The organism is Micromonospora sp. SD12, assembly GCF_052068495.1.
GTDB lineage: Bacteria > Actinomycetota > Actinomycetes > Mycobacteriales > Micromonosporaceae > Micromonospora > Micromonospora echinofusca.
Genome location: NZ_JBQHDF010000016.1, coordinates 1 through 18,497, shown reverse-complemented (window position 1 = coordinate 18,497; position 18,497 = coordinate 1). Strand labels below are relative to the sequence as shown.

13 protein-coding genes and 1 pseudogene are annotated in these 18,497 nt (G+C 72.9%); 10 read left to right on the top strand and 4 right to left on the bottom strand.

What is annotated here, in order from left to right:
* Positions 1-57: 57 nt before the first annotated feature.
* Positions 58-885, bottom strand: a complete 828-nt coding sequence (locus tag ACTMS2_RS23620) for a DUF72 domain-containing protein (RefSeq protein ID WP_441177407.1) — start codon at positions 883-885, stop codon at positions 58-60.
* 151 nt (positions 886-1,036) lie between these two features.
* Complete coding sequence (locus ACTMS2_RS23615) at positions 1,037-2,407, bottom strand: hypothetical protein (protein ID WP_441177337.1); 1,371 nt, start codon at positions 2,405-2,407, stop codon at positions 1,037-1,039.
* Between the two features lie 500 nt (positions 2,408-2,907).
* On the opposite strand from ACTMS2_RS23615, the gene ACTMS2_RS23610 reads away from it, so the two are divergent.
* From ACTMS2_RS23610 to ACTMS2_RS23580, 7 genes are read left to right on the top strand one after another with little or no spacing between them, the layout of a single operon-like run.
* Positions 2,908-3,933 carry a LacI family DNA-binding transcriptional regulator gene (locus ACTMS2_RS23610; protein WP_441177336.1) on the top strand — a complete coding sequence of 342 codons (1,026 nt, stop codon included), beginning with the start codon at positions 2,908-2,910 and terminating at the stop codon, positions 3,931-3,933.
* 59 nt (positions 3,934-3,992) lie between these two features.
* Positions 3,993-5,588: an FAD-dependent oxidoreductase gene (locus tag ACTMS2_RS23605; protein WP_441177335.1), complete on the top strand. Its 1,596-nt coding sequence runs from the start codon at positions 3,993-3,995 to the stop codon at positions 5,586-5,588.
* 23 nt (positions 5,589-5,611) lie between these two features.
* Positions 5,612-6,895, top strand: coding sequence for an ABC transporter substrate-binding protein (locus ACTMS2_RS23600; protein WP_441177334.1), 1,284 nt, complete (start codon positions 5,612-5,614; stop codon positions 6,893-6,895).
* Between the two features lie 11 nt (positions 6,896-6,906).
* Complete coding sequence (locus ACTMS2_RS23595; RefSeq protein WP_089000101.1) at positions 6,907-7,854, top strand: carbohydrate ABC transporter permease; 948 nt, start codon at positions 6,907-6,909, stop codon at positions 7,852-7,854.
* Entirely contained in the window at positions 7,844-8,686 is an 843-nt protein-coding gene (locus ACTMS2_RS23590; RefSeq protein ID WP_363904154.1) for a carbohydrate ABC transporter permease, read from the top strand. The genes ACTMS2_RS23595 and ACTMS2_RS23590 overlap by 11 nt, the downstream gene beginning before the upstream one ends.
* On the top strand, positions 8,683-9,642 hold the full coding sequence (locus ACTMS2_RS23585) for an ROK family protein (protein WP_441177333.1): 960 nt from the start codon (positions 8,683-8,685) through the stop codon (positions 9,640-9,642). Before ACTMS2_RS23590 ends, ACTMS2_RS23585 begins: the two co-directional genes overlap by 4 nt.
* Positions 9,639-10,334, top strand: coding sequence for an N-acetylmannosamine-6-phosphate 2-epimerase (locus tag ACTMS2_RS23580; RefSeq protein ID WP_441177332.1), 696 nt, complete (start codon positions 9,639-9,641; stop codon positions 10,332-10,334). Before ACTMS2_RS23585 ends, ACTMS2_RS23580 begins: the two co-directional genes overlap by 4 nt.
* A gap of 49 nt (positions 10,335-10,383) precedes the next feature.
* On the opposite strand, the gene ACTMS2_RS23575 is transcribed toward ACTMS2_RS23580, so the two are convergent.
* A complete protein-coding gene (locus tag ACTMS2_RS23575; RefSeq protein ID WP_441177331.1) occupies positions 10,384-11,313 on the bottom strand; it encodes a diacylglycerol/lipid kinase family protein in 930 nt (309 codons plus the stop codon).
* 182 nt (positions 11,314-11,495) lie between these two features.
* Positions 11,496-13,424 (bottom strand): molecular chaperone HtpG, encoded by a 1,929-nt coding sequence (htpG, locus tag ACTMS2_RS23570; protein WP_441177330.1) that lies wholly within the window; start codon positions 13,422-13,424, stop codon positions 11,496-11,498.
* 188 nt (positions 13,425-13,612) lie between these two features.
* Between htpG and ACTMS2_RS23565 the strand changes: the two genes are divergently transcribed.
* The 3 genes and pseudogenes from ACTMS2_RS23565 to ACTMS2_RS23555 all read left to right on the top strand — a co-directional run bounded on the left by ACTMS2_RS23565 (position 13,613) and on the right by ACTMS2_RS23555 (position 18,015).
* Positions 13,613-13,981, top strand: a complete 369-nt coding sequence (locus tag ACTMS2_RS23565; protein ID WP_363904142.1) for a hypothetical protein — start codon at positions 13,613-13,615, stop codon at positions 13,979-13,981.
* Positions 13,982-14,162: 181 nt separating this feature from the next.
* Positions 14,163-14,558: pseudogene (locus tag ACTMS2_RS23560) on the top strand (T3SS (YopN, CesT) and YbjN peptide-binding chaperone 1); the annotation flags it as partial.
* A gap of 634 nt (positions 14,559-15,192) precedes the next feature.
* Positions 15,193-18,015 (top strand): ATP-binding protein, encoded by a 2,823-nt coding sequence (locus tag ACTMS2_RS23555; protein ID WP_441177329.1) that lies wholly within the window; start codon positions 15,193-15,195, stop codon positions 18,013-18,015.
* The last annotated feature ends 482 nt before the right edge of the window (positions 18,016-18,497 follow it).

The window sequence follows — 18,497 nt, the reverse complement described above, 5'->3', positions numbered from 1 at the left end:
CTCCCCCGCCTGATTCTCCGGGTAGCCGTCCGGTGGGATCGGCGTACGTCGGTCCGGTCAGAACAGCGTCGACGGTCCGGCCGGCTCCGGTTCCGGCAGTGGCTCGATCCCGGGCAGGCGCGCCCGGACCTCGTCGTGGAACCGGCGGGCCAGCCCGGGCGCGTCGGCGTTGTCCGGGGTGTGCACGAACATCGTCGGCGAGCGTCCCTCGCGCAGCCAGCCGGTCACCACGTCGAGCCACGGCTGCCAGCCCTCGACGGTGCGTGCGGGGTCGTCGCGGCCGAGGTAGCGCACGATCGGCCGGTCGGTCAGCGCGCGGGTGCGCAGCGGGGTGCGCGGCTTCCTGGTCCACGCCTCCCGTTCCGCGTCGCTGGTCGGCGGGGTGCGGAAGAACGCGGTCGTGTCGAAGGGCACCCACTCCGCGCCGGCCGCGGCGAGCGCCTCCTCCAGCGTCCGCGCCGCCCGGGGATCGTCGAAGAACGCGGGGTGGCGGACCTCCACGGCGTACCGGTGGGTGGCGGGCAGCCCGCGCAGGAAACGGGCCAGCGCGGGTACGTCGCCGGGCCCGAACGAGCCCGGCAGCTGGATCCAGAGGGCGTGGGCCCGTGGGCCGAGGGGTTCGACGGCGTCGAGGAAGGCCCGGAGTTCCTCGTCGGCGCCGGTGAGCCGGCGCTCGTGCGTGACGATCTTCGGCAGCTTGGGCACGAAGCGGAAGTCGGGGCCGGTCTGCTGCGCCCAGGAGGCGACCGTCTCGCGGGTGGGGGTCGCGTAGAAGGTGGTGTTGCCCTCGACGGCGGTGCACCAGCCGGCGTACGCGCGCAGCCGCTCGTTCGCCGGCAGCGGGTGCGCCAGGAAGCGCCCCTGCCAGGACTTGTGCGTCCACATGGCGCACCCCACGTGCAGGCGCATCGGATGCCTCCCACCGCTCGACGGCCGGGACGCGGGGTGATCCGCGCCGCGGGTACGGTATCCGGCCGCGCCGGGCGGGTCCACGCACGGGCGGCCGGCCGCACCGTGCGGTACGGCCGGGCGCCCTTCACGGCGCGGTCAGGCACGGCCCTGGTCGTGCGGCACGGTGACGGTCACGGTGCAGCCGATGGGGCGGCCGATCTCGTCGTGGCCCGCGTACGTCAGGGTGTAGACCCTGTCCCCCCCCGGCGCCGTCGCGTTCCGCCCGTAGCCGCCCGCTGGTGTCGGGCGTGCCGACGGTGAAGTCGCCGACGTCCGCGGCGTCGCCGCCGGTCACCGCCGTCAGGTTGAGCGCGTGCGGGCCGAGGACCCCGTCACGCAGGTCCGCCGTCACGGTCACGTCGACCATCTGGTGGTTCGGCGGCCACAGCACCGGCCGGTCCACCACGCAGTCCACCTCGCGGGTGGGCACCGGTTGGTCCAGGGTGGCGACGGCGTGGCCGATCGTCGCGGTGAGTCGCCCGCCGGCCTCGTAGTACATGTGCACGGTGCGGCCGTCGAAGTAGAACGTCGGCGCGGCCGAGCGCCCCAGGTCGGGCGCGGCGACCATCGAGTCGTGCACGACGCCGAGGTGGACCTCCCGGTCGAAGTCGTCGCCGACGTCCACGGCGTGCATGTTGCCGTCGGCCGCGTGGAAGATCACCAGGTTGCGGCCGTTCCAGCGCAGGAAGAACGGGCCGGAGGCGTTCGGGCCCTGGATGCCGCGCGGGGTCACGATCGGGTCGGGCTGGATCGCCCAGGTCCGCGCGTCCGGGGAGACCGCCCAGCGGATCCGCCGGGACACCGGCCCCGTCGGCCCGGGCGGCGCGGCGGTCGGGTTGTCCATGAAGAGCATCAGGTACCGGCTGCCCAGGCGCGGCACGGCGTGCTCGAACACCCGGGCGTAGGAGGTCTCCCCGCCGGTGCTGTCGTCGCGGCTGATCGCCGTCCCGCCGTAGCTGAAGTGGATGCCGTCCTCGGAGGTGGCGTACCGGGTGATCGAGTTCTCGCCGTGGAAGTAGAGGAACAGCTTGCGCTCCCCCTCGACCCAGATCGCGTGCGGGGAGGAGACGTGGCTGACCGTCGAGTAGTGCGGCAGCCAGGTGTTGGCGATCAGCGGGTTGGCCCGGTACTCGGTCCACGGGCCGTCGATCGAGTCCGCGTACGCCAGGGCGATCCCGCCGGGCCGCTCGTGGGGGGCGTAGTACAGGTAGTAGGTGCCCAGCGGGTTGGGGAAGTAGTCGGCGGCCCGGATGACGCTCGGGAAGATGAACTCGTTGGTCGGGTTGTAGGTCAGGTCGCTCTTGTCGAACGCGGTGCCCGCGTAGGTGAAGCGCGGGAAGTCCAGGGCCGGGTCGGCGGCGGCCGGAGCGACACCGGCCACGGTGGCGACCAGCATGCCCGCGCTGGCTGCCGCCACGGCGGCGCGAGCGGGCACTCGGACGGGTGCTTTCGTCATCGCTGTTCCTGCTCTGTCGGGGGAAGGTGGGGGCTGCCCCGGCCGCCCTGGCGAACTGCCGGCGCGCGGGGCCGTCGACGGACGGGTCAGGGGTGCGGACGGTTTCCCGCACCGGTGACGACTGTGGACGTCGCGCGACAGGCCGCAGGGCGGCACGATGTCACGCTGGGTGAGACAACAAGCTGACCGCAGCGGCGAAGTGGGCCACCCGGTCGATTGCTAATACGTATTACCATCTATACATCTCGCATGTTGCTCGACCCGAAAGGGTCTTGTCAAGAGCTCGGCCGCCGCCCGGCGCGATGCCCCCACCGCCCCGCTGGAGGCTCGGCCGCCGCCGGGCCACCGGGTGGCCGGCCCGGAGCTAATCCGCATTACTCCTGCGACTTCATCTCCACGAAATCTCTTCGCCCACCCCTTGACACAAGCGGGGTCGGCCCGCCAGGCTCCTCCCCAACGCCGAGCGCTAATACGCATTAGCCGCACCGGAAGGACCAGTCGTGCCCTCTACCCCCCGACGCGTCACACAGCGTGACATCGCGCGATTGGCCGGCGTCAGTCAGGCGACCGTGTCGCTGGTGCTCAACAACCGGGCCGACGCCGACGTGCGCATCGCGCCCGAGACCCGCGACCGCGTGCTGCGGACCATCGCCGAGACCGGCTACGCCGCCGACCCCGTGGCCCGCCGGCTCGCCGCCCGGTTCAACCGGATCATCGGCGTGTTCACCTACGAGCCCGCCTTCCCCAGCGGCAGCCGTGACTTCTTCCACCCCTTCCTGCTGGGCATCGAGGAGTACGCGGAACGGGCCGGCTGCGACCTGCTGCTGTTCACCAGCGCCCCGGTGGTCGACGGCCGGCGACGCATCTTCCACCAGGACAACCGGCTCCGCCTGGCCGACGGGTGCATCCTGCTCGGCCGGGAGATCGACGCCGCCGAGCTGCACCGGCTCAACCGCGACGGCTTCCCGTACGTCGCCGTCGGGCGCCGCGACGACGCCGGCGGACCGGTGCCGTACGTCGGCGCCGACTACGCCACGGCGGTGGGCGAGCTGGTCGCCCTGGCCCTCGCCCGCGGCCACCGGCGCCTGGCCTACCTGAACACGGACCTGACCGCGGAGTCCTCGGCGGACCGGCGGCGCGGGTTCGTCGCGGCCGCGACGGCCGCCGAGAGCGCCCGCCACCTGACGGCCGTCGCCGGCGACGCGGAGGCGATCCTCGACGACCTGCTGGCCGACCGGACCACCGTCGCGTTCATCGAGGACTTCGCCACCGCGGTGGCGCTGGAGCAGGCCGCCCGGCGGCGGGGCCTGAGCGTCCCGGCCGACCTGTCGATCCTGACCCTCGGCGACCCGACGGTCCCGGTTCCCACCGACCTGGCCTTCACCGGGTTCCGCATCCCCCGCGAGGAGATGGGCCGGCAGTCCGTCGAGGTGCTGGCCGGCGTCATCGACGGCAGCGCCGTCGGCGTCCAGCAGCGGCTCCTGCCCTGCGAACTCGTCGAGGGCGACACCCTCGGCACCCCCTGATCGGCGGTCCACCGCAGCTCGGCGGTGACCGTGCAACCGGAAGGAAGCAAGTGGTACAGATGCGTGCGGACGTCCTCGTCGTCGGGGGCGGGCTGGGCGGGGTGGCGGCGGCGCTCGCCGCGGCCCGGGCCGGCCGGTCGGTCATCCTGACCGAGGAGTTCGACTGGCTCGGCGGGCAGCTCACCAGCCAGGCCGTCCCGCCGGACGAGCACTCCTGGATCGAACAGTTCGGCGCCACCGCGAGCTACCGGGCCCTGCGCACCGGGATCCGCGACTACTACCGCCGGCACTACCCGCTCACCGAACGGTCCCGGGCCTGGAGCGACCTGAACCCGGGAGCCGGCTGGGTGAGCCGGGTCTGCCACGAGCCCCGGGTGGCCGTCGCCGTCATCGAGCAGATGCTGGCGCCGTTCCTCGGCTCCGGGCGGCTGAGGGTGCTCCAGCCGTACCGGCCGGTGGCCGCGCAGACCGACGGGGACCGGGTGGTCGGGGTGACCGTGGCGCACCGCGACCGGGACGAGCGGATCGACCTCGTCGCCCCGTACGTGCTGGACGCGACGGAGACCGGCGAGCTGCTGCCGCTGACCGGCACCGAGTACGTCACCGGCTTCGAGTCGCAGGCCGACACCGGCGAGCCCAGCGCCCCGGCCGAGGCGCAGCCGATGAACATGCAGGCCGTCTCCGTCTGCTTCGCCCTCGACCACGTCGACGGCGACCACACCATCGAGCGGCCGGCGAACTACGACTTCTGGCGCGACTACAAGCCCGACTTCTGGGGCGACCGGCTGCTGTCCTGGCGCTCGCCGCACCCGCGCACCCTGGAGATCGTCGAGCGCAGCTTCACCCCCAACCCGGACGACGACCCGCTGGCCGTCAACGCCGACCAGCGGCTCAACCCCGGCGACGGCAACCTCTGGACGTTCCGGCGCATCGCCGCCCGGCGCAACTTCACCGACGGCGCGTACGACAGCGACATCACGCTGGTGAACTGGCCGATGATCGACTACTTCGAGGGCCCCGTCATCGACGTGCCGAACGCGTCGTGGCACCTGAGCAAGGCCCGCGAGCTGTCGTACTCGGTGCTCTACTGGATGCAGACCGAGGCGCCCCGGCCGGACGGCGGGACCGGCTTCCCCGGCCTGCGTCTGCGCGGCGACGTGACCGGCAGCCGCGACGGGCTGGCGCAGGCGCCCTACATCCGGGAGTCGCGCCGCATCCGCGCCGAGTACACGGTGGTGGAGCAGGACCTGTCGCTGGCCGTACGCGGCGAGCACGGCGCGGTCGCCTACCCGGACGCGATCGGCGTCGGGATGTACCGCATCGACCTGCACCCCTCCACCGGCGGCGACAACTACATCGACGTCGGGTCGTGCCCGTTCGAGATCCCGCTGGGCGCGCTGATCCCGCAGCGGGTCGAGAACCTGCTCCCGGCCGGCAAGAACATCGGCACCACCCACATCACCAACGGCAGCTACCGGCTGCACCCGGTCGAGTGGAACGTCGGCGAGGTCGCCGGCCTGCTCGCCGACTTCTGTCTGGCGCGGGGCGAGTCCCCGCGCGCGGTCCGCGGCACCCCCCGCCTGCTGGCCGACTTCCAGGACCGCCTCACGGCGGCCGGCGTGGAACTGCGCTGGCCCCAGGTCGCGGGCTACTGAACACCCCCGTTGAGGAGAAGATCATGAGATTGGGAAAGGCTGTGCGCGGTGTCGCGGCGACACTGGCCGGCGTCCTCGCCCTGACCGCCTGCGGCGGCGGTGACGAGGCCGGGGACAAGGGTCCGGCCAGTCTGCGGATGACCGTCTGGTCGGCCAACGAGGCGCACCTCAAGCTGTTCAACGAGATCGCCGACGAGTACCGCAAGAGCCACCCGGACGTCGCGGCGATCACGTTCGACCCGCTGCCGTTCGAGAACTACACCACGACGCTGACCACCCAGATCGCCGGCGGCAACGCGCCCGACCTGGCCTGGGTCTTCGAGAACTCGGCGCCCGACTTCGTCGCCTCCGGCGCGCTGCTGCCGCTGGACGACAAGCTCAAGAAGACCGAGGGCTACCAGTACGACGACATCTCCCCCGCCACGCTCAAGCTCTGGCAGAACGGGGGCAAGCTGTACGCGTACCCGTTCTCCACCTCGCCGTTCGGGGTCTTCGTCAACACCGACCTGCTCAAGAAGGCCGGGCAGAAGACCCCGGCCGAGCTGATCGCGGCCGGGCAGTGGAACTGGGACACGGCGCTGACCGTCGCCGGCGCCACCGCGGGCGCGACCGGCAAGGCCGGCCTGGTGATCCGCGACTTCGACTACAAGGGCTGGGACAACCTGTCGACCGTCTGGACGGGTTGGGGCGCCCAGGCGTGGAGCGAGGACGGCAAGTCCTGCGGCTTCGCCGCCCCGGAGATGGTCGAGGCGATGACCACCCTGCACAAGGCGATCTTCACCGGCAAGGCGCTGCCCGGCCCGGGTACGACCGCCGACTTCTTCGCCGGTGACGCCGCCATGACGGTCACCCAGATCTCCCGCGCCTCGCTGCTGAAGCCGGACGGCTTCGGCTGGGACCTGGTGCCGCTGCCGGCCGGGCCGAAGGGCAGCTACTCGGTCGTCGGCCAGGCCGGCGTCGGCGTGATGAAGAAGAGCAAGAACGCCGATGCGGCGGCGGACTTCCTCGCCTTCCTGACGAACCCCACCAACTCGGCCAAGCTGGCCCAGTTCTTCCCGCCGCCGCGCCAGTCGCAGCTCACCGCGGAGACGCTGGCCAAGTCGAACCCGACGCTGAAGCCCGAGCAGTTGCAGAAGGTCGTCATCGACGGCATCACCAACGGCGTGGTCAAGCCCAGCCACGCCGGGCAGGCCGAGCTGAGCCAGCAGGTGCGCGCCGGGCTCGACCCGCTCTGGAAGGCGGACGCGGACGTCAAGGCCGTCCTCGACGGCGTCTGCACCAAGATCCAGCCGCTGCTGGCGAAGTAGGGCACCTGACCATGTCCCAGACGGACACGACGGTGGGCGGGGTCGAGGCCCCGCCCACCCGGGACCGGTCGCGGCCGTACTGGACCAGCCGCCGCCGCGACCAGCTCACCGGTTACCTGTTCATCGCTCCCCAACTGCTCGGCAGCGCCGTCTTCGTGATCCTGCCGCTGATCCTGGTGGTCTGGTACAGCCTGCACGAGTGGAACGTGCTGGCCGGCACGTTCGACTTCGTCGGCACCGAGAACTACGCGGCCCTCGCCGAGGACACCAACCTGGGCTCGGTGCTGCGGGCCACCGGCCTGTTCTCGGTCGGGCTCGTGGTGTTCAACCTCGGCCTGGCCCTGCTGCTGGCCGTCCTGCTCAACCAGAAGCTGCGCGGGACGATCCTGTTCCGCACCCTGTTCTTCTCCCCCGTGGTCGTCTCGCTGGTCGCCTGGACCATCGTGTGGGGGTTCCTGTTGCAGGACAACGGCGGCGTGAACGGCCTGCTCGACACGATCGGCGTGGACGGGCCGAACTGGCTGCGTGGTGAGGGCACCGCCATGTTCTCGGTCGTGGTGGTGCAGGTGTTCAAGAACGTCGGCCTCAACATGGTGCTCTTCCTGGCCGCGCTCCAGGGCGTGCCGGCCGAGCTGTACGAGGCCGCCGAGGTCGACGGGGCGAGCCGGCTGCGCCAGTTCTGGCGGATCACCGTACCGATGATCAGCCCGACGATCCTGCTCACGTCGATCATCACGGTGGTCGGCTCGTTGCAGGTCTTCGCGCAGATCGCCGTACTCACCCAGGGCGGCCCGGGCACCTCGACCACGGTGCTCGTCTACTACCTCTACCAGCAGGCGTTCCAGTTCCATCACTTCGGTTACGGCGCCACCCTGTCGATCGTCCTGTTCGTCATCGTGCTCGCGCTCACCGTGCTCCAGTGGCAGATGCGGAAGAGGTGGGTCCACCATGAGTCGTGAGCTGTCGCGCCGGACCAAGCTGCTGCTCTACGGGGTGTTGATGGTCCTGGCGGTCCCGTTCGTCTTCCCGACCTGGTGGATGGTCACCTCGTCGCTGAAGCCGGTGTCGGACATCTTCGCCTTCCCGCCGAAGCTGCTGCCGGTCGACGCGGAGCTGGACGCGTACCGGCGGGTGTTCGAGTTGCAGCCGTTCGGCCAGCAGTACCTGAACAGCCTCTACATCGCGCTGGTGGTCACCGTCGGTACCCTGGCGGTGGCGGCGTTGGCCGGGTACGCCTTCGCGCGGATCCGCTTCCGCGGCCAGAACGTGCTCTTCCTGGTGATCCTCGCCGGCCTGCTCATCCCGAGCGAGGTGACGATCGTGCCGCTGTTCCAGATGTTCTTCAAGCTGGGCCTGGTCGACACCCACTGGCCGCTGATCCTGGTGCCGATCCTCGGGGCGCCGAGCGTGCTGGCGACCTTCATCATGCGGCAGTTCTTCATCAGCCTCCCCGGCGAGCTGGAGGAGGCGGCCCGGGTGGACGGGCTGGGCCGGTTCGCCACCTTCTGGAAGATCGCCCTGCCGCTGTCGCGGCCCGCGCTGGGCGCGGTCGCCATCTTCACCTTCCTGCACAGCTGGAACCTCTACCTGGAACCGATCGTGTTCCTCTCCTCGCCGGAGAAGTTCACCCTGCCGCAGGCGCTCACCCAGTTCGTCGACGCCTACGGTGGCCCGATGTGGAACGTCCAGCTCGCCGCGGCGTCGATGACCGCCCTGCCGGTCCTGGTGGTCTTCGTCATCGCGCAGAAGCAGTTCGTCGAGGGCCTGGCGCACACCGGGCTCAAGGGATGACGGTGCCGACCGCCCGGGTGGGCGTCGACATCGGCGGCACCAAGACGGCGGCGGCGCTGGTCGGTGCCGACGGCGAGGTGCTGGGGCGTCGCCTGGCACCCACCCCGGCCGGGTCGGGGCCGGCGGCCGTGCTGGACACCGCCGCGCGGCTCGCCCGGGAACTACTCGATCCGGGCGACGCCGGCCCGGTCGGCGTGGGCACCGCCGGCACGGTCGAGCCGGGCACCGGCACCATCCGGTACGCCACCGACAGCCTGCCCGGGTGGTCCGGTACGCCGGTCGCCGACGAGCTGGCCGCGCGGCTGGCCCGACCGGTCCGGGTCACCAACGACGTGAACGCCGCCGGGCTCGGCGAGAGCTGGGTGGGCGCCGCCCGGGGCCGGCGGGAGCTGCTGCTGGTCGCGGTCGGTACCGGCCTGGGCGGCGCGCTGCTGCGGGACGGTCGGATCTCCACCGGCGCCCGGGGCGGCGCCGGCGAGGTGGGGCACCTGCCGGCTCCCGGCGCCGAGCGGCTGCGCTGCGGCTGCGGCCGGTACGGGCACCTGGAGGGCATCGCCTCGGGCACGGGACTCGCCGCCGCGTACGCCCTTCAGACCGGCGTGCGGATCAGCGGACGGGACGTGGCCGAGCGGGCGGCGGCCGGCGAGCCCGTCGCCCGCGAGGTGGTGGAGCGCGCCGCGACGGCGCTCGGCCGGGCGCTCGCGGGGCTGGTCGCCCTGCTCGACCCGCAGGCCGTGGTGCTCGCCGGCGGGGCGGCCGACGCCCTGCTGCCCGCGGCCCGCGCCGCCTTCACCGCCGAGCTGCCCACGGCCTGGACGGACGTGCCCCTGCTCCCCGCGGCGCTCGGCGCCGACGCGGTCGTCGTGGGCGCCGCCCGGCTGGCCGGCCAGCCCGGCCACGACGGGCAGGCGGACGGCATCCCGGCCGTGCCCACCGATGAGAGGACGAGAGCGTGAACGTGTTCGACGAGCTGGCCGGCGGCCTCGTGGTCTCCTGCCAGCCGCTGCTCGACGACCCCGACGACCCGATGCGCGACGCGTACGTGCAGGCCCGGGTGGCCGCGGCGGTGGTACGCGGCGGTGCGGTGGCCGTGCGGGCCAACGGCACCGCCGACGTCCGGGCGATCCGCGCCGCCGTCGACGTGCCCGTCATCGGGCTGCACAAGCAGGGCGTCGACGGGGTGTTCATCACCCCGACGGCGGCGCACGCGCTCGACGTCGCCGCGGCCGGCGCCCACATCGTCGCCGTGGACGCCACCGACCGTCCCCGCCCGGACGGTCGCACCTTCGCCGACACGGTCCGGGCGCTGCGGGAACGGACCGACGCGCTGGTGCTCGCCGACGTCTCCACCGTCGAGGAGGGCGTGGCCGCCGTGCGGGCCGGCGCGGACGCCGTCGCGACGACCCTCGCCGGCTACACCCCGGCCAGCCCACCGACCGACGGGCCGGACCTGACGCTGCTGGCCCGCCTCGCCAATGTGCTGACGGTGCCGGTGATCGCCGAGGGGCGCTACCGCAGCGCCGAGCAGATCGGAGCGGCGTTCGCAGCCGGTGCCCACGCGGTGGTGATGGGCAACGCCGTCACCTCGCCGCTGTGGATCACCCGCCGCCTGGTGCCCGCCACTCCGGCCGGCGCCCGGCTCACCTGACGCGGAACGTCCAGGCTTAGGGCGTGTGTCGCCCGCGACGGGCGGTCGGTCAGTGCGTCGGGGGGCAGCAGACGGTCAGCGCCCCGGGCACCACCCGCACCTTGAGCCTGGTGGTCTCCCCGCGCGCGCCGCCGTCCAGCTCGTACGTGCGCGGGGCGGCGAGCCGGACCTTGATCCTGCGGCCCCGGGTGATCCGTACGAACGGCGACTCCTCCGAGCGGCCGGCGGCCATCCGGCCCAGGGTGCGCGCCCAGTCCACCGCGCCGTCGGCGGTGGACACGCCGATCTCCAGGCAGCCGTCGTCGGGGCGGGCGTCGTCGAACGCCGGGATGCCGCCGGTGATCGTGCCGACGTTGCCGAACAGCACGCAGCTCGCGTCGCCGTCGAACCACCGGGTGCCGTCGACCGTGATCCGGGTGCGCACCAGTTCACCGCGGACGTGCCGCAGCCCCGTCCACATGTAGGCGAGGCGACCGAGCCGGCCCTTGAGCTTGCGGTCGGCCTCCCGGATGAGGTCGCCGTCGAAGCCCGCGCCGGCCATCACGGCGAAGTGCTCGCCGTTGATCCTGCCCAGGTCGAGGGCGCGGCGGCGGCCGTGCAGGCCGATGCGGACGGCCTCGGGCAGGTCCTCCGGGACGCCCAGGTTGGCGGCGAAGAGGTTGGCGGTGCCGGCGGGCACGATGGCCATGGCTGCGCCGGAGCCGGCGAGGGCGTCGGCGCAGCGCTGCACCATGCCGTCGCCGCCCCACACGAAGACCAGCTCGGCACCCTTCTTGAGTGCCTTGCGGACCTTCTTCGGCGCCTTGCGGCTCTTCGGCACCTCGTACCAGATCAGGTGCTCGACCCCCGCGCCGGCCAGCTCCGCGCGCAGCTCGTCGAGGCCGCCGCCCAGGGTCTTCTTCCGGTGGGCGACGACCGCGACCGTGCCCCCCGGGGCCGCGGTCACCGGTCCGTCGCCCGCCGTGCTGCTCGTGCTCATGACCGCCGGGAGTACCCGGCCGGCGAGGTTTCCACGCCCGCCCGCCCGCCGGTCGGTGCGGTGCCGCCTCGTCGGCCGCGAGGTCTCCGGCATCCGGGGCCTTCCTGGTCGGAGGACCCGGACACCGGAGACCGCGGCGTCCGGCGGTCACCGCCACGCGGCACCCGGCGCCGGAGATCCGCCTAGAGGGTACGGGCGAGACGGTCGGCGAGGATGCGGGTGAACCGGGACGGGTCGGTCAGCTCCCCGCCCTCGGCGAGCAGCGCGAGACCGTACAGCAGCTCGGCGGTCTCCTTCAGCGACTCGTCGGTGCCCCCCTGCTCGTGCGCCTTGCGCAGGCCGGTGACCAGCGGGTGCCCGGGGTTGAGCTCCAGGATCCGCTTGACGGCCGGCACCTCGTGCCCCATCGCCCGGTACATCTTCTCCAGCGTCGGGGTGATGTCGTGGGCGTCGCCGACGACGCAGGCGGGCGAGGTGGTCAGCCGGGAGGAGAGGCGGACCTCCTTGACGGAGTCGGCGAGGGTCGTGCCCATCCAGGTGAGCAGGTCGGCGAAGTCCTTGCGCTGCTGCTCGCGCTCGGCCTCGGCCTCCTTCTTCTCCTCCTCGGTGTCGAGGTCCACCTGCCCCTTGGCGATGGAGCGCAGCGTCCTGCCGTCGTACTGGCCGACGCGCTCGATCCACACCTCGTCCACGGGGTCGGTGAGCAGCAGCACCTCGTAGCCCTTGGCGCGGAACGCCTCCATGTGCGGCGAGTTCTCGATCATCGTGCGCGAGTCGCCGGTGGCGTAGTAGATGTCGCTCTGCCCGTCCTTCATCCGACCGACGTAGCCGGCGAGGTCGGTGGGCTCGGCCGGGTCGTGGGTGGAGGCGACCGAGAGGATCTCCAGGAGGGTGTCCCGGTTCTCCGTGTCGTCGATCAGGCCCTCCTTGACGGCGGCCCCGAACTCGGTCCAGAAGGTGCGGTAGCGCTCGGCGTGGTTGGCCTTCATGTCCTTGACCGTGGTCAGGATCTTCTTGACCAGGCGGCGACGGACGACCTGGATCTGCCGGTCCTGCTGGAGGATCTCCCGGGAGATGTTCAGCGACAGGTCGTGCGCGTCCACGACGCCCTTGACGAAGCGCAGGTAGTTGGGCATGAGCGCTTCGCAGTCGTCCATGATGAAGACGCGCTTGACGTAGAGCTGCACGCCACGGCGGCCCTGCGGGGCGAACAGGTCCAGCGGCGCGTGCGACGGGATGAACAGCAGGGCCTCGTACTCGAAGGTGCCCTCGCCCCTCATGTGCACGATGTCCAGCGGGTCCGCCCAGTCGTGGCTGACGTGCTTGTAGAACTCCTTGTACTCGGCCTCGTCGACCTCGTCGCGGGAGCGGGCCCAGAGCGCCTTCATCGAGTTGAGCGTCTGGGTCTCGGTGCCGGTCTCGTCGCCCTCGCCGGGACGCTCGACGGTCATCCGGATCGGCCAGGCGATGAAGTCCGAGTAGCGCTTGACGATCTCGCGGATCGTCCATTCGGCGGTGTAGTCGTGCAGGTTGTCCTCGTCGTCGGCCGGCTTGAGGTGCAGGGTCACCGAGGTGCCCTGCGGCGCCTGCTCGACCGGCTCGACGGAGTACGTGCCCTCGCCGGCCGACTCCCAGCGGGTGCCGCCGCTCTCCCCCGCCCGGCGGGTCACCAGCTCCACCCGGTCGGCGACCATGAACGCCGCGTAGAAGCCGACGCCGAACTGGCCGATCAGCTCCTGCCGCGCCCCGGCGTCGGAGGACTCGCGCAGCTTGCGCAGCAGCTCGGCCGTACCCGACTTGGCGATCGTGCCGATCACCTGCACGACCTCGTCGCGGGACATGCCGATGCCGTTGTCCCGGACGGTCAGCGTACGCGCCGCCTTGTCGACCTCGATCTCGATGTGCAGGTCGGAGGTGTCGACCTCCAGATCCTTGTCGACCATCGACGCCAGGCGCAGCTTGTCCAGCGCGTCCGAGGCGTTCGAGATCAGTTCACGCAGGAAGACGTCCTTGTTCGAATAGATCGAGTGGACCATCAGCTGGAGCAGCTGACGCGCCTCGGCCTGGAACTCCAACGTCTCGGCCCGGTTGCTCACACCGTGTCCTTTCATCCTCGAAAGCCCACCGAAGGTTCGCGGAAAGGATACGAGCCGTCGCCGACGGCGGGACGACGGGACCGCGCGGCGCCAGGCGGCGCGTTGCCCCGGCGTCCTACCGTCGGGGACGGCGTCGACGGGGCCGCCGGGACGAGCCGAGGGCTGGTGTGACCGCCACGGTGGGCGGTCAGTACGGTAGGGATGTGTCTCTATGGGTGGCCGCGATGTGGGGACTGGTCGGCAGCGCGGTGGCCGAGGCGCTGAACCTCTCCGGAATGATGCGCCCGACCAGCGAGTCCGCAGGACGGTGGCAGTGGCCGTGGCGGGACCGGCGGGACGCCCCGATCGTCGTGTTCGCGGTGCTGCTCAGGACCGTGGCCGGCACCGGCCTCGCCGCGGCGGCCGGTGCGGGTGGGCTGGCCACCACCGCCTTCGCCAGCTTCACCTTCGGGGTCGCGGCGCCGCTGGTGATCGCCAAGATGTTCGACCAGGTCCGGGTGGCGGACCGACCGGCCGACACGGGTCGAGGCGGCACGGGCGACACGGGCGGCGAGCACGATGACGCCGCGTGAGAGCCTGCTGGCCCGTTTCGTCTCCGCGCTGGCCGCCCGCCCGGCCACCACCGTCACGGCGGTTCCCGTACCGGCCCGGACGAGGCTCGCCGCCGCGCTGGCCGCGCGTCCCGTGACCCCCGCCGCCCGCACCGTCGACCCGCTCCCCGGCCCCGGGACCGGTGACGACGGCGACGGGAAGTTGACCCACCGGGTCAGGGCGGTGCTCGCCGGCCTCCTGGGCGTCACCACCGACCAGTTGCGGGTCGACGCCGACGGCGACGTCGGCATCCGCGCCGGCTCCGCCATGATCTTCGTACGGGCGCAGGACGACCCGCCACTGGTCGACGTGTTCTCCCCGCTGCTCACGGGGGTGGACCCGACCGAGTCGCTGTACCGACGCCTCTCCGACCTGACCAACGGGCTCGTGATCGGTCGGGTGTACTGCACCGGGGACACCGTCTGGGCGTCCATCCCCGTCTTCGGGCAGGACTTCGCGCCCACCCACCTGCTGCTGGCCCTGCGCGCCATGATCGCGCTCGCGGACGACCTCGACGACCAGCTCCGGCGCGAATTCGGCGGCAGCCGCTTCTTCGGCCCCGAGTCCGCCGGCCTGGTGGCGGTGCCCGACCCGACCGGCTACCTGCGCGACCTCGACCGGGCCGGCGCGGACGGGGCGGGCAGCATCCTTGTCGACCTGCTGGCCGACCGGGGACGCACGGAGGAGCTGCGCGTACGCGCCGAGCACGGCGACTGGCACGCCGCCGCCCGGCTCGCCACGCTGCGCGCCGAGCAGGGCCGCACCGACGAGGCGGAACGGTACTGGCGGATCGCCGCCGAGCAGGGTGATCCCCGCGCCCGCGACGAACTGGCGACCCTCCTGGCCGCCGGGGGCCGGCACGAGGAGGCGGTCGCCCTGCTGCGGCAGGCTGTCGACGGCGGCGGGTGGCGGCACCTTCCGCTGCTGCTGACGCTGCTCACCGAACGCGGCCGGGTCGACGAGGCGGTCGAGTTGTTGCGTCGTCGGGCGGCCGATCGCGACTGACCGGCGTCGGCTCCGACGGTTCGCCGAATCCGCTACCGGCAGGTGTGGAAACGCGGGCGCCCGGGTACAGAGACGCGCTGGGGTGCCGGCGGGCATGCAGCTCGGGCCGGGTGCCAGGATGTGCGGGTAACGCCAGCAAGGGTCGTCGGGGCCCGGAAGTGAGGGCTGCGATGAGGTGCGACCGAGGGTGACGCGACCCACGGGGGACCTGTTCGCCGACGGCGGTGAGACCGGGCGGCTGATGGCGCGCCTGGACTGGGCGGGCACTCCGCTCGGCCCGGTCGACGGCTGGCCGCAGAGCCTGCGCGCGGCGGTCCGGATGGTCCTCTCCTCCCGCTATCCGATGCTGCTGCTGTGGGGCGAGCGCTTCACCCAGCTCTACAACGACGCGTACTCGGCGCTGATCGGCGACAAGCACCCCGACGCGCTCGGCGGAGACGTCCGGGTCACCCTGGCCGAGGGCTGGGACGTGCTTGCCCCTTTGATCGACGAGGCGATGGCGACCGGGGTCGCCAGCTGGGTACCGGCCCTGCAACTGCTGCTCGACCGGGCCGGCTACCGCGAGGAGGCGTACTTCAGCGTCTCGCACGCCCCCGCCCGCGACGACGAGGGACGCACGGTGGGGGTGCTCACCGTGTGCAGCGAGGTCACCGAGCAGGTCGTCGGCGAGCGCCGGCTGCGCCTGCTGCGCGACCTGTCCGTCGGCGGCGACGGGCGTACCGTCGACGTCGAGAGCACCTGCGTCCGCCTCGCCGAGGCCATCGGCGGGCACCCGCTGGACGTCCCGTTCGCCGCGATCTACCTGCGCGACGGCGCGCTGCTGCGCCGCGCCGCCTGCGTCGGCGGGGAGCCGGTGGCCGCCGCCCTGCCCGCCACGCTGTCCACGGGTCAGGAGCACGGGTGGGGGCTGGCGGCCGCCGCCGGCGGCACGACGACCGAGGTGGCCGGCGTCGAGCGGTGGCTCACCCTGCCCGCCGGGCCGTGGGGCGACCCGGTCCGTACCGCCCTCGCCCTGCCGCTGCCCTCCGCCGAGGCGGGCCAGCCGCTCGGGGTGCTGCTGGTCGGGGTCAGCCCCAGCCGGGGGCTGGACGAGGCGTACCGGTCGTTCCACGCGCTGCTCGCCCAGCAGGTGGCCGTCGCCGTGCGCAACTCCCAGGCGTACGAGGAGGAGCGCCAGCGGGCCGAGACGCTCGCCGAGCTGGACCGGGTCAAGACCAGCTTCTTCACCAACGTCAGCCACGAGTTCCGCACCCCGCTGACGCTGATGCTCGGCCCGCTGGCCGACGCCCTCAACGACAACGAGCACCCCCTGCCGACGGCGCAGCGGGAGCGGGTCGACACCGCCTGGCGCAACGCCACGCGGCTGCTCACCCTGGTCAACAGTCTGCTCACCTTCTCCAGCCTGGAGGCCGGGCAGGCACACAGCCAGGCCCGCGAAGTCGACCTGGCCGGGCTGACCGCCGAGCTGTCGAGCGTCTTCCGGGCGGCCGTCGAACGCGCCGGGCTGCGCCTGGAGGTCGACTGTCCGCCGCTGCCGCGCCCGGTCTGCGTCGACCCGGTCAACTGGGAACGCATCGTCACCAACCTGCTGTCCAACGCCCTGAAGTACACCTTCGTCGGCCGGATCCGGGTCGCCCTCGCCGCCGACGACGAGGAGATCCGGCTGACCGTCGCCGACACGGGCATCGGCATCGCCGAGGAGGACCTGCCCCGGCTCTTCGAACGCTTCCACCGCGTGCAGGGCGCCCGGTCGCGCAGCCACGAGGGCACCGGCATCGGACTCGCCCTGGTCCGGGAATTGGCCCGCCTGGAGGGCGGCGACGTGCGGGTGGAGAGCCGCATCGGGACGGGCACGACGTTCACCGTGGCGCTGCCCTGGTCCGCCGCGGGGCGTACCGCCGGGCCGGTCGCCGAGGTCGACGGGGTCGGGGGCGCGGCCCGGGCCGCCGCCCAGGAGGCGATCGGCTGGCTGGCCGACCCGGCGCGGGCGGGGGCGTCCGCGCCGGCCGGGCCACCGGTGTCGGCGTACGGTGACGAGGACGCGTCGCGGCACGCGCGGATCCTGGTCGCCGACGACAACGCCGACATGCGCGCGTACCTGGCCCGGTTGCTGGGCGAGCAGGGCTGGCGGGTGCAGACGGTCGGCGACGGGCGGCAGGCACTGGAGGCGATCCGCCGGGAACGGCCCGACCTGGTGCTCACCGACGTGATGATGCCCGAGGTCGACGGCTTCGAACTGGTCCGCCGGCTGCGCCGGCAGGCCGACACCCGGACCCTGCCGGTGGTGGTGCTCTCCGCCCGCGCCGGCGGGGACGCCAGCGTGGAGGGGCTCGACCTGGGCGCCGACGACTACGTCGTCAAGCCCTTCGCCGCGGCCGAGCTGATCGCCCGGATCCGGGCCACCCTGCAGGGCGCCCGTAGCCGGGGAGACCGTCGCGACGACTCGACCCCCGACGCGCGCGGCGGCACCACGGACGCGCACGGCGGCGCCCCGGGACGGCAGGACGTCCCCGCCGGCTCGCCGACCGGGGACGCCGTTGCGACGGAGGTCCCGCCCTCCGCGCCCGACGGCGGAAACGTCGGGTACGCGCACAACGGGGCCCGGCGCCAGGCTCCCGAGCAACCGGCCGCGGTGGACGAGGGCTGGACGTATCCGTCGCAGCCCACGTCGGCAGCCGCGATGCGGCGGGACGTACGCGCCTCGCTGGAGGGGCTGGACGTCGATCCGGACACCGTGGCCGACTTGCTGCTGGCCGCCTCCGAGGCGGTCAACAACGCCGTCGAGCACGCCCAACGCCCGACCCGCCCCGAGGTGCGGGTACGGCTACGGGTGGCCGACGGCACCGTACGGATCACGGTGCGCGACTTCGGCACGTGGCGCGACCGCCGCCCCGCCATGGACCGGGGACGGGGCGCCACGCTGATGAACGCGTACGGCGACGTGCGGCTGATGTCGACCGCCGAGGGCACCACCGTCACCATCGAACGCCGCCTCCCCCCACCCTCCTGACAGTGCTGCTGTGGGAGCGCATGATCGGCACCAGCTCACGCTCTCAGCGCTCATCAGGGGTCTGCCGGCCTCGGCGTGCACGCCGGGCCGGGCACCCGGTGCCCCTTCCCCGCTGTTCCCGCGAGCCTCCACCCGCTCCGCTGCCGTCCACGGCACTCAGCCACGGTGATCAGGACCCCATGGGCGTTATCCGGCTGCTTCAGGGTCCACGGGGTCCTGATCACGATGCGGCCATCGCGCGCTCGCGAGGCTGCGGCCCGGCGGCGGGCGGCGGACAGGCCGGCATAGGTGGATGTGCCGTTCGGGGGTGCTGTACCGGTCTGGGCATGGCGTGCGGTTCGGGCGCGCTGTCCGGTTCGGGGATGGCGTCCGTTCTCTCCGGTTCGCGGGTGGCGCGTCCAGGCGCGCTCGTCCGGTCTGCGGGGGTTTGGGGTGGGGCGGGTCACCGGGTCGGTGGGCATGGGTCGGGGGCCCCGGTCGTT